This is a genomic window from Azospirillum isscasi, from assembly GCF_030849505.1.
In the GTDB taxonomy this organism is placed as follows: domain Bacteria; phylum Pseudomonadota; class Alphaproteobacteria; order Azospirillales; family Azospirillaceae; genus Azospirillum; species Azospirillum isscasi.
Genome location: NZ_JAUJFI010000176.1, coordinates 1 through 11,008 on the forward strand (window position 1 = coordinate 1; position 11,008 = coordinate 11,008).

An 11,008-nucleotide genomic window follows, 5' to 3' on the forward strand; every position below is an offset into this window, starting at 1 on the left:
GGAGGCCGGCGCGCGGGCGGCGGAGCGCGGCGTCTGGCGGACCCGCGCCTACGCCGTGCGCCCCGCCGATCCGGACGTCCTGCGCCGGGACCGCGACAGCTTCCAGATCGTCGAGGGGCGGGTGCTGCGGGTGACCAAGGCGGGCGGCGACTCCTATCTGGACTTTGGCGAGGACTGGCGGACCGACGTGACGGTGCACATCGGGCGGGCCGCCCTGCGGGAGTTCGTGGCCGCCGGCATCGACCCGCTGTCCTACGAGGGCCGGGTCGTCCGCGTGCGCGGCTGGGTGGGGCTGCGCGCCGGCCCGCTGATCGAGGCGACCCATCCTGAACAGATCGAACGGGCCGAGCAGATCGAACGGGCCGAGCAGATCGAACGGCTGGACGGCGCCGGCCGGCCCGCCCGTCCGACGCCGCGCCCGTCCGCCCCGCCGCCGGACCTTTCCGACGAGGAGGAGGAGTGAGCCTGTGGCGGACGCCGGACGGGCGCCCTACACTGGCGTCCATCCGGCCCGGACTGACAGGACCTCCTTCATGCCCCGCAGCGAGCTTTTCCCGCCCATCGACCCCTACCAGACCGGCATCCTGCCCGTTGACGACCTCCACACGCTCTATTGGGAGCAGTCGGGCAACCCGCGCGGCGTGCCGGTGCTGTTCCTGCACGGGGGGCCGGGGGCGGGCGCCTCGCCGACGCACCGGCGATTCTTCGACCCCGGCCATTACCGGATCGTCGTCATGGACCAGCGCGGCGCGGGCCGCTCGGTCCCGCTGGGCGAGGTGCGGCACAACACGACCGCGCTGCTGGTGGAGGACGCCGAACGGCTGCGCCACCATCTGGGGATCGAGCGCTGGCTGCTGTTCGGGGGAAGCTGGGGATCGACGCTGGCGCTGGCCTACGCGCAGACCCACCCGGAGCGCTGCCTGGGTCTGATCCTGCGCGGCATCTTCCTGATGCGGAAGTCGGAGATCGACTGGTTCCTCTATTCGATGCGGACGATCTTCCCGGAAGCCTGGGCCGCCTTCGCCGCCCACATCCCGGAGGAGGAGCGCGGCGACCTGCTGGAGGCCTACTGGCGCCGGCTCGATTCGCCCGACGCGGCGACCCGCATGGCCGCGGCGCGGGTGTGGAGCATGTATGAAGGCTCCTGCTCCTCGCTCCTGCCCTCGCCGGAGCTGATCGCGACGAGCGCCGAGGACACCCACGCGCTGGGCCTCGCCCGGATCGAGGCCCATTATTTCCGCTCCAACCGCTTCATGCCGGAGGACCGGCTGCTGCGCGACGTGCACCGCATCCGGCATCTGCCGGGGGCGATCGTCCAGGGCCGCTACGACATCGTGTGCCCCATCGCCAGTGCCGACGAGCTGCGGCGCGCCTGGCCGGAGGCCGATTACCGGGTGGTCCCCGACGCCGGCCATTCCGCCATGGAACCGGGCATCCGCGCCGCCCTGGTCCAGGCGACGGAGCGGTTCAAGGAATACCGGTAGGGGAAGGGTCGGGTGGGGGCCGGCGGGACCGCCTCCCGAACCCCGCCCGTTCCGCTTCCCCTTGCGTTGCGGCGTGGCCGCGCGTATAAACCTGCGCTCCAACGGGCGGCGAGGCCGGGTCCGAGACCCAGGGCATGCCCAACCGTCAGTCGGGAACATCCAACGCAAGGATTGAAAATGCCCAAGCTGAAGACGAAGAGCGGCGCCAAGAAGCGCTTCAAGGTGACCGCCACCGGTAAGGTGCGCGCCCAGGCGGCCTTCAAGCGCCACTGCCTGGAGCAGAAGAGCCCGAATATGAAGCGCAACGCGCGCGGCATGATGACCCTGGCCGAGCCGGACCAGAAGATCGTGCTGAAGAACTGGCTGCGCAACGCTTGATATCGTAAGGGAATCTGAACCATGGCTCGTGTTAAGCGCGGCGTCACCACGCACGCCCGTCACCGCAAGATCCTGAAGCTCGCCAAGGGCTATCGGGGCCGCAACTCCAAGAACTTCCGCATCGCGATCGAGAAGGTCGAAAAGGCCCTTCAATACGCGTACCGCGACCGCCGCAACAAGAAGCGCGATTTCCGCGGCCTGTGGATCCAGCGCATCAACGCCGGTGTGCGCCAGTACGGCCTGACCTACTCGCGCTTCATCAACGGCATCAAGCTGGCCGGCATCGAGATCGACCGCAAGGTGCTGTCGGATCTGGCCGCCCGTGAGCCGGAGGCCTTCAAGGCCATCGTCGATCAGGCCCAGGCCGCTCTCGCCTCCAAGGCCGCCGCCTAAAGGGTCCGCCGCGCAAGCGGAAACCCCGGTCCGGCGCCGGACACGAAAGAAGGGAGCCGTGCCTCTGGGCCGGCTCCCTTTTTCTTTACGCTCGCACTTCCTTATGGCTCGCGGGAAATGACATGCTCGATGCGCTGAAAGACGAACTCCTGTCGCAGGTCAACGCCGCTGGCGACCTCGCGGCCCTCGAAGAGGTGCGGGTGACCGCGCTCGGCAAGAAGGGGCGCATCACCGGCTTCATGAAGGAGCTGGGCGGCCTGTCGCCCGACGAACGGCGCGAGCGCGGCCAGCAGCTCAACGCCCTGAAGGACGAGATCGCCGCGGCCATCGACGCCCGCAAGGCCGGCCTCGCCCGCGCCCATCTGGAGGCCCGCCTCCAGGCCGAGCGCATCGACGTCACCCTGCCGGTCCGTCCCGAGACCGAGGGGCGCATCCACCCGATCAGCCAGACCATCGACGAGATGGTGGCGATCTTCGCGGAGATGGGCTTCAGCGTCGCCGAGGGGCCGGACGTCGAGGACGACTTCCACAATTTCACCGCCCTGAACTTCCCGCCGGGCCACCCCGCCCGCGACATGCACGACACCTTCTATCTGCCGGACGCCGGGGATAAGAAGATGCTGCTGCGCACCCACACCAGCCCGGTGCAGGTCCGCACCATGCTGAACAAGAAGCCGCCGATCCGCATCATCGCGCCGGGCCGCACCTACCGGTCCGACTACGACATGACCCACACTCCGATGTTCCACCAGATCGAGGGGCTGGTCATCGACGAGGCGACCAACATGGGGCACCTGAAGGGCTGCCTGATCGAGTTCTGCCGCGCCTTCTTCGACGTGGACGACCTGCCGCTGCGCTTCCGCCCCAGCTTCTTCCCCTTCACCGAACCGTCGGCGGAGGTGGACATCGGCTGCTCCCGCAAGGGCGGCGAGCTGAAGCTCGGCAACCACGGCGACTGGCTGGAGATCCTGGGCTGCGGCATGGTGCACCCCAACGTTCTGGAAGCCTGCGGCATCGACAGCACCAAATACCAGGGCTTCGCCTTCGGGATGGGGATCGAGCGCGTGGCGATGCTGAAATACGGCATCCCCGACCTGCGCACCTTCTTCGAAGCCGACCTCCGCTGGCTGAAGCATTACGGCTTCGTGCCGCTCGACGTTCCCAGCATGGCCCAGGGCCTGACGCGCTAAAGGAGCCGGACCCATGAAGTTCACGCTGTCCTGGCTGAAGGACCACCTGGAGACCGACGCCACGCTCGACCAGATCGTGGAGAAGCTGACCGCCCTCGGCCTGGAGGTCGAAGGGGTGGAGGACCGCTCGAAGGAGCTGAAGCCCTTCCGCGTCGCCCATGTCGTCTCCGCCGAGAAGCACCCGGACGCCGACAAGCTGCGCGTGCTGGTGGTCGACACCGGCACCGAAAAGCTCCAGGTCGTCTGCGGCGCGCCCAACGCGCGGGCCGGCCTGAAGGGCGTCTTCGCGCCGGAGGGGTCCTACATCCCCGGCTCCGACATCACGCTGAAGAAGGGCGTCATCCGCGGCGTCGAGTCGAACGGCATGATGTGCTCCGAACGCGAGCTGAAGCTGTCGGAGGAGCACAACGGCATCATCGAACTGCCGGACGACGCGCCGGTCGGCGCCGCCTACGCCGACTATGCCGGGCTGGGCGATCCGGTCATCGACATCAGCCTGACGCCGGACCGCGCCGATTGCGCCGGTGTGCGCGGCATCGCCCGCGACCTCGCCGCCGCCGGGCTGGGCCGGCTGAAGCCGCTGGCCGCGGAGCCGGTCAAGGGCGCCTTCGCCAGCCCGTTCGGCGTGACCATCGAGGCGCCGGACGCCTGCCCGCTGTATGTCAGCCGCTATTTCCGCGGCGTGAAGAACGGCCCGTCGCCCAAGTGGCTGCACGACAAGCTGGTCGCCATCGGCCTGCGCCCGATCTCCGCGCTGGTGGACATCACCAACTTCATCACCTTCGACCTGTCGCGCCCGCTGCACGCCTTCGACGCCGACAAGACGAAGGGCGGCATCGTCGTGCGGCTGGCCCGCGAGGGCGAGGTGCTGCCGGCCCTGAACGGCAAGGAATACGCGCTCGACCCGAGCATGACGGTGATCGCCGACCATGAACGGGCCGAGGCGCTGGGCGGCATCATCGGCGGCGAGACGTCGGGCTGCACCGAGGCGACGGTCAACGTCTTCCTGGAGGCGGCGATCTTCGACACCGTGCGCACGGCGCAGACGGGCCGCAAGCTGGGCATCGAGTCGGACGCCCGCTACCGGCTGGAGCGCGGCGTCGATCCGGCGGCGGTCGTCTCGGGCATCGAGCGGGCCACCCGCCTGATCCTGGAGATCTGCGGCGGCGAGGCGTCCGACCTCGTGATCGCGGGCGAGGAGCCGCAGTGGCGCCGCACCCTGACGCTGCGTCCGGGCCGCGTCGCCAGCCTGGGCGGCGTCGACGTGCCGCGCGACGAGCAGACCCGCATCCTGATCGACCTGGGCTGCGAGATCGCCGGCGAGGACGTGGACGGCACCCTGCGCATCGTTCCGCCCTCCTGGCGCGCCGACATCCACGGCGAGGCCGATCTGGTGGAGGAGGTGCTGCGCGTCTACGGCTTCGACGCCATCCCGGCCACGCCGCTGCCGCGCGACAGCGTGCTGACCCGCCCGGCGCTCAGCACCAGGCAGCGCCGCGTCGGGCTGGCCAAGCGCACGCTGGCCGTCCGCGGCCTGTCGGAAGCCGTCACCTGGTCCTTCATGGCCGGCCCGGTGGCGGAGCTGTTCGGCGGCGTCGGCGAGGGGCTGACGCTGGTCAACCCGATCAGCGCCGACCTGGACGTGATGCGCCCGTCGATCCTGGGCAACCTGATCCAGGCCGCGGGGCGCAACGCCGACCGCGGCTACGCCGACGTCGGCCTGTTCGAGGTCGGCCCGGCCTTCCGCAAGCCGTCGCCGGACGGGCAGGACATCGTGGCCGCCGGCATCCGCGCCGGCAACGCCGTGCCGCGCCACTGGGCGGAGAAGGCCCGCGGCGTGGACGCCTATGACGCCAAGGCCGACGCGATGGCCGTGCTGGAGGCCGCCGGTGCGCCGGTGACCAACCTCCAGGTCACCACCGACGCGCCGGGCTGGTACCATCCGGGCCGCTCGGGCGTGCTGCGCCTCGGCCCCACGGTCATGGCCCGCTTCGGCGAGATCCACCCGACCGTGCTGGGCACGCTGGGCGTGAAGGGGCCGGTCGTCGGCTTCGAGGTCTTCCTGGACGCCATCCCGCTGCCCAAGAAGAAGGGCGGCACGGCGCGTCCGCTGGTCCAGCTCTCGCCCTTCCAGCCGCTGGAGCGCGACTTCGCCTTCGTCGTCGGCCAGGACGTGGAGGCCGACAAGCTGGTCCGCGCCGCCAAGGGCGCCGACAAGGCGCTGGTCAGGGACGTGACCGTCTTCGACGTTTACCAGGGCACGAACGTCGAGGAGGGCAAGAAGTCCGTCGCGCTCTCCGTCACGCTCCAGCCGACCGAGCGCACCCTGACCGAGCCGGAGATCGAGGCCATCGGCCAGAAGATCGTCGCCGCGGTCGCCAAGGCCACCGGCGGCAGCCTGCGCACCTAAAGGATGCGGTCCAAAAAAGAATTCAATTTCATGCGAAAAAATTCGGGCCTCCGCCGCAAGGCGGGGGCCCGTTGTTTTTGGTGTCCGAAGGGAACGGGTCCCGATGTGGACAGTTCAAAGGATTGTTCCGGACTCGAGACGTCTGGCTCCGCAGGGCGCAGCCCGATCCGTTGATTGACCTACCTTTTGATGTGGCGCCCGGCCGCGCTTCATATGCGCTTTTTCAGAGTTGAATGGTGGGTATGCATCAGATAAAGCGAATGAACGTGAGTTTGAAAATCAGGTGTCCGTATTAGCCAGATGCTTGCCATCGGCGCGCGTAAATTATAGAAAAAGAGTGTTTCCTTTCCAGCGTACATATCGGTCATTTCAAAAAGTGTGTCATGCCGATATTCGGACTTTTTTAATGTTTTTCATTCTTTTTTGAATCGGTTTTGGTGGAAACGGCGTGCGGGTTTTGCCAGGCCCCACCGCCCTCAGCTCTGGTGAACGTCCCGATGGCGAGCTTATCGAATCATTATCCCGGAGCCCCTCCCTCCCTCGCCATGGCCGGAGCCGTCGGCGGTCCGGCGGGCGACGGCGGCGCGTACGGCGGCGAAAGCGGCGACGGAGGGATGCCCGGCGAGGCCAGCCGGCTGGTCATCGTGGTGGACGACGACCGGTCGATCGTGGAGGGGCTGGCGCTGCTTCTGGAAGCCTGGGGCTACGACGTGCTGACCGCCCTGTCGCTGGACGAGCTGGCGCAGCGGCTGCCGCAGGCGCCGGGCCGCCCGGGGCTGGTCCTGGCCGACCATTTCCTCCCGGCCGGGGGCACGGGCGCCCAGGCGGTCGAGATGGTCCGCGCCCATGTCGGCGCCCCGGTGCCCGCCCTGATCCTGACCGGAGACACCATGCCGGAGCGTCAGGCCGAAGCCGCCGCGCTGGGCTGCCGGCTGCTGCACAAGCCGGTGCAGATCGGTCCGCTGAAGGACATGGTGGACACGCTGATGAGCGGCGCCGGCTGAGCTGGCCCATGTTGCCGGCGTCTTGTTGCCGCCGTCTTGTTGCCGGCGCCTATGCCCGGCGCAGACTGTCGGACACCGCCAGGAAAGCGTCCACCACCACCGGATCGAACCGGCTGCCGGACAGGCGCCGGATTTCCGCCACCGCCACGTCATGGTCCAGCGCCTTGCGGTAGGGGCGGTCGCGGGTCATGGCGTCGAAGCTGTCCGCCACCGCGACGATGCGGGCGCTCAGCGGGATGGCGTCGCCGCGCAGACGGTCGGGATAGCCGGTGCCGTCCCAGTTCTCGTGATGCGACCGGGCGATCTCCGCCCCCAGATGCAGATGCGTCCGCCCGTCGGAGCGGCGGCTGGCGCGGGCCAGCAGGTCCCAGCCCGCGGTGGTGTGGGCTTGCATGACGGTCCGCTCCTCCGGCGACAGCGGGCCGGACTTGCCGAGGATGCCGGGGTCCAGCGTCGCGTTCCCCACGTCGTGCAGGATGGCGGCCAGCCCGACCGACTCCAGGAACACCGTGTCGAGGACGGCGGGATAGCGTCCCTCCCCGGCCAGCCGGCGGGCGATGCGGTCGGTCACCGCGGCGATGCGCGGCCCGGCCTCGGCCTCGGGACCCGGATGGCCGGCACGCTCCGCCAGATCGGCCATGGCGATGACGGTGCGTTCCTGGCTGTGGCGCAGTTGCTCGTACAGGTGCAGATTGTCGAAGCCGACGGAGATCTTGCGGCAGAACACCTCGATCAGGTTGCGGTCGAGGTCCGACAGGGGCCGGTCGGAGGTCAGATAGACCACGTTCTCCCGGTCGTTCGGCGTGCGGATGTAGAGCGTGCAATGATCGGTGGCGTAGCGGTTGCTGTGCGTTTCCAGGCAGCGCTTCACCTCGGCCAGGACGGTGGGCTCCACATGGTTGGCCGCCGGCTCGTCGATCAGCGCCTCGAACCGGCCCGAACCGGCCAGCACATACAGGCCGTCCCCCGTGCCCCCATGCTCCGCCCCGGTGATGACCGGGCCGCGCTGCACGCACAGGATGGCGTCCGGCCCCACCCCCAGGATGCCCGACAACTGGGTCAGCACGCCCGCGGCGAACAGCTTCATGGAGCGCACCTGGAACAGGGACGACGACGCCTCGATGATCTTCTCCAGCCCGCGCCGGTTCATCTCGATCGCCATGATGTCCTCGTAGGACCGCAGGGCGGCGACCGTGGTGGTGAAGAGCTGCTGGGCGGTGAGCTGCGTCTTGGCCTTGTAGTCGTTGATGTCGTAGTCGAGGATCACCGCCCGTTCCGGCGCCTGCCCGGGCTGGCCGGTGCGCAGGATGATGCGGACGTGCCGGTTCTTCAGCTCCTCCCGGATGTGGTGGACGAGCTGCAGCCCGGCGTCGTCGGTTTCCATCACCACGTCCAGCAGGATGATGGCGATGTCCTCCTCCCGCTCCAGGATCTTGCGGGCTTCCGCGGCGGAATAGGCGGAGATGAAGTGGGCGGGGCGTCCCTTGTAGGCGAAATCGGCCAGCACGAGCTTGGTGATGGAGTGCACCTCCGGCTCGTCGTCCACGATCATCATCTTCCACCGGTTCCCGGTGCCCGGCGACCCGGTTTCGCCGTCGCCGTCCTGGTCGTCCAGAAAGAGGAAGTCGTCGTCGGGATCGGTCATGGGGAAAGCCTGATGCGGATCGGGCGGAGGATGAGAAAGATTAACACGGTATGGCTGCACACGCCTACCGCCTCGATCGAAGCATTTTCGACGAAAAAGCTCAATAAATTGCAGCGGGCATGGAACTATTCCCTGCCGGCCTGACATGCCGACAGCGGATCAGAAGGTTTCCAGCTCGATCACCCAGCAATCCATCGACCGCTGCGCCAGCGCGCCGCAAACATTGTCCACCTGCGTCCGGGTGAAGGGGCCGACGCCCATCTGGTAGATGGTGCGGGCGCCGCGGAAGACCGGCCAGACCATCGGCGGCAGGTCGCGGTAGGCGGTTCCCGGACCGTAGGTGAACTCCTGCCAGGCGCGCAGCCCTTCGGCGTGGCTGACATACTCGCCGAGGCGGGCGGCGAAGAGCGGCCCCGGCTCGATCGGCGGCATGCCGGGCAGCGGGTAGGGGGCGACCACCCCGATCAACCCGTCCGCCGTGGCGACCGCCCGCGTCCGGCTGGGCATGCCCAGCGTGACCCGCCCGTTCGCGGAATCGATCAGGCTGACCACGTCGCCCTTGCGCAGGGTGAAGCCGCGCCGCTTCTTGTTGTCCAGGATCTCCGTCGCCTTGATGTTGTCCGCCGCGACGACGTAACCCTGGGCCGGCGCCTGGGCGGCGATCTCCCATGCGCTGCGCGGCACCACGGCGGCGCTGCGGTGGATGACCGGCGGCTTGCCGGCCGCGGGGGGCGACCCGCCCGCGTTGGCCCCGGCCCCGGTCGCGCCCATGGCCGCGGTGATGGAGCGCGACACCATCAGCGCCGGGTCCAGCGCATCGGAGGGGACGTAGCCGATGGGCTGGCCGCCGATGGCCACCTCCGTCCAGGAGGTGCCGCGCGGCGTGCCGAGCGCGTTCAGCGCCTTGCCGCGCGGCAGGGTCTGGATGATCCGGGCATCGGCGTTGGGGCCGATGCGCACCTCGATGTCGCGGTTCAGAACCACCTCGCCGGTCAGCGGCGCGCCGATGGCGACGGGGCTTTGCGCGACGGCGGCCTCCGGGGCGAACCACATCGTCGCCGCGGCCAGGATCAGCCGCAGCGCCAGGGCGCGGAGGGCGATGGCGGAACGCTTGCGCACGATGGTTACCCCTCTGGGAGCACGATGGTTACCCCTCTGGGAGAGAGTGCATTGTGCATCGGCCCGGCCCGCCGGGGCAACCCGGCGCGCGTCCGGTGTGGCCGATGTCACGGAATGGGATCGGGGCTCAGGCCGCCCGGTCCGCGCCCAGCAGGTCGTGGATCGCCTCGGCCAGCAGGCGGACCGGCTTGGCCGCCATGCCGGGGGCGCGGTGCAGCGCGATGTCGATGTCCGGCAGGCGGGGAAAGCCGTCCGATTCGGCCAGACGGCGCAGCGCCGGCGGGACGGTGCATTCCTCCATGGCGGTGATGCCCAGCCCGCCCAGAACGGCGCCGTGCACCGCCACCACGCTCTTGCTGATGAAGGCCACGCGCCAGCCGCGCCCCATGCTCTCCAGCGCCGCCACGGCAAGGTCGCGCACCACGCATCCCTTGGGGAACAGGGCCAGCGGCAGCGGGTCCTCCTGCTCGATGGGCGTCGCGGTGGCGTTACGCGGCGGGGCGACCCAGGCCACCGGCTCCCGCCGGACCAGTTCGCCGCTGCGGCTGTCGGGATGGCGGGTGACCAGGGCAAGGTCGTAGCGGCCCTTGTTGATCTCCGCCACCAGATCGGGGCTGTTGTCGCAGACCACCTCCACCGGCACGTCGGGATAGGCGGCGGCGAAGCGGGCCAGCACGCCGGGCAGCAGCATGGTGGCGTAATCGTCCGGCGTGCCGATGCGCACGCTGGCCACCGTGGCGGGCCGCCGCATCAGCGTCAGCACCTCGTCGTTCAGGGTCAGCATCCGCCGGGCGTAGGTCAGCAGAAGCTCGCCCTCCTGGGTCAGGCGGACGCTCTTGGTGTCGCGCTGGAAGACGCGGGCGCCGACCACCTCCTCCAGCCGGCGGACCTGCTGGCTGACGGCGGCCTGGGTGCGGCCCAGCGTGTCGCCGGCACGGGTGAAGCTGCGCGCCTCGGCAACGGCGACGAAGGCGCGCAGAAGGTCGGTGTCGAGGTTGGCCGGCATGGTCACGCATTCAAGCAGAGGGTGGCAAGCAGAGGGTGGCAAGCAGAGGGTAGCAAGCAAAGGGTGGGCACGGGTTCAACGCGCGAAAGGACCATCACGATCTGTGATGAACCTCATAAAGCCTATTCGTTTCCAAGATTTTTCGCGCGGGCGCAGGGTGCCCTCCGATTTCAGGAGGGTGAAGCGATGGGCGTGTTCGAAGCGATGACGGCGGTGGTGCTGGAGGCCGGGCGGCTGGACCGGGAGGAGAAGCGCCGCCCGGTGGCGGCGTCGGCGTCGGCGTCGGCCCGGCGGTTCCGGCTGCCCCGCATGCCGGCCCTGCCGGCGCTGCTGCTGGCGATCCTGGTGGTGTGAGCGGGGTCAGGTGGCGGGCGCGCCG

Annotated in this window: 10 protein-coding genes and 1 pseudogene; 8 read left to right on the top strand and 3 right to left on the bottom strand. The window is 69.3% G+C overall.

Annotated elements, in window-relative coordinates; genetic code table 11:
* The 7 genes and pseudogenes from QSG27_RS24430 to QSG27_RS24460 all read left to right on the top strand — a co-directional run.
* Positions 1-463, top strand: a pseudogene (locus QSG27_RS24430) (thermonuclease family protein); the annotation flags it as partial.
* Positions 464-533: 70 nt separating this feature from the next.
* Positions 534-1,484, top strand: a complete 951-nt coding sequence (gene pip, locus QSG27_RS24435) for a prolyl aminopeptidase (protein ID WP_306710748.1) — start codon at positions 534-536, stop codon at positions 1,482-1,484.
* 177 nt (positions 1,485-1,661) lie between these two features.
* Positions 1,662-1,862, top strand: coding sequence for a 50S ribosomal protein L35 (gene rpmI / locus QSG27_RS24440; RefSeq protein WP_145675796.1), 201 nt, complete (start codon positions 1,662-1,664; stop codon positions 1,860-1,862).
* 21 nt (positions 1,863-1,883) lie between these two features.
* Positions 1,884-2,255: a 50S ribosomal protein L20 gene (gene rplT / locus QSG27_RS24445; RefSeq protein ID WP_014238729.1), complete on the top strand. Its 372-nt coding sequence runs from the start codon at positions 1,884-1,886 to the stop codon at positions 2,253-2,255.
* Positions 2,256-2,377: 122 nt separating this feature from the next.
* On the top strand, positions 2,378-3,445 hold the full coding sequence (pheS, locus tag QSG27_RS24450) for a phenylalanine--tRNA ligase subunit alpha (protein ID WP_306710752.1): 1,068 nt from the start codon (positions 2,378-2,380) through the stop codon (positions 3,443-3,445).
* A gap of 13 nt (positions 3,446-3,458) precedes the next feature.
* Positions 3,459-5,855 carry a phenylalanine--tRNA ligase subunit beta gene (gene pheT / locus QSG27_RS24455; protein WP_306710754.1) on the top strand — a complete coding sequence of 799 codons (2,397 nt, stop codon included), beginning with the start codon at positions 3,459-3,461 and terminating at the stop codon, positions 5,853-5,855.
* A gap of 497 nt (positions 5,856-6,352) precedes the next feature.
* On the top strand, positions 6,353-6,859 hold the full coding sequence (locus QSG27_RS24460; RefSeq protein WP_306710756.1) for a response regulator: 507 nt from the start codon (positions 6,353-6,355) through the stop codon (positions 6,857-6,859).
* Positions 6,860-6,908: 49 nt separating this feature from the next.
* Here the strand turns inward: QSG27_RS24460 and QSG27_RS24465 are convergent, their stop codons facing one another.
* The 3 genes from QSG27_RS24465 to QSG27_RS24475 form a co-directional block, all read right to left on the bottom strand.
* Positions 6,909-8,504 carry a DUF3369 domain-containing protein gene (locus tag QSG27_RS24465; RefSeq protein ID WP_306710758.1) on the bottom strand — a complete coding sequence of 532 codons (1,596 nt, stop codon included), beginning with the start codon at positions 8,502-8,504 and terminating at the stop codon, positions 6,909-6,911.
* 159 nt (positions 8,505-8,663) lie between these two features.
* Positions 8,664-9,623, bottom strand: a complete 960-nt coding sequence (locus QSG27_RS24470) for an SH3 domain-containing protein (RefSeq protein WP_306710760.1) — start codon at positions 9,621-9,623, stop codon at positions 8,664-8,666.
* Positions 9,624-9,750: 127 nt separating this feature from the next.
* The gene (locus QSG27_RS24475; protein ID WP_306710762.1) at positions 9,751-10,629 is read right to left on the bottom strand and encodes a LysR substrate-binding domain-containing protein; all 879 of its coding nucleotides are present in this window, start codon (positions 10,627-10,629) and stop codon (positions 9,751-9,753) included.
* 186 nt (positions 10,630-10,815) lie between these two features.
* Here QSG27_RS24475 and QSG27_RS24480 point away from each other — a divergent pair, with 186 nt between their 5' ends.
* The gene (locus tag QSG27_RS24480) at positions 10,816-10,983 is read left to right on the top strand and encodes a hypothetical protein (RefSeq protein ID WP_306710764.1); all 168 of its coding nucleotides are present in this window, start codon (positions 10,816-10,818) and stop codon (positions 10,981-10,983) included.
* The last annotated feature ends 25 nt before the right edge of the window (positions 10,984-11,008 follow it).

Bases quoted from the DNA above. Each gene is read 5' to 3' on its own strand.
- rpmI (WP_145675796.1), top strand. From the start codon at position 1,662: ATGCCCAAGCTGAAGACGAAGAGCGGCGCCAAGAAGCGCTTCAAGGTG.
- QSG27_RS24480 (WP_306710764.1), top strand. From the start codon at position 10,816: ATGGGCGTGTTCGAAGCGATGACGGCGGTGGTGCTGGAGGCCGGGCGG.
- pheT (WP_306710754.1), top strand. From the start codon at position 3,459: ATGAAGTTCACGCTGTCCTGGCTGAAGGACCACCTGGAGACCGACGCC.
- rplT (WP_014238729.1), top strand. From the start codon at position 1,884: ATGGCTCGTGTTAAGCGCGGCGTCACCACGCACGCCCGTCACCGCAAG.
- QSG27_RS24465 (WP_306710758.1), bottom strand. From the start codon at position 8,504: ATGACCGATCCCGACGACGACTTCCTCTTTCTGGACGACCAGGACGGC.
- QSG27_RS24475 (WP_306710762.1), bottom strand. From the start codon at position 10,629: ATGCCGGCCAACCTCGACACCGACCTTCTGCGCGCCTTCGTCGCCGTT.
- pheS (WP_306710752.1), top strand. From the start codon at position 2,378: ATGCTCGATGCGCTGAAAGACGAACTCCTGTCGCAGGTCAACGCCGCT.
- QSG27_RS24460 (WP_306710756.1), top strand. From the start codon at position 6,353: ATGGCGAGCTTATCGAATCATTATCCCGGAGCCCCTCCCTCCCTCGCC.
- pip (WP_306710748.1), top strand. From the start codon at position 534: ATGCCCCGCAGCGAGCTTTTCCCGCCCATCGACCCCTACCAGACCGGC.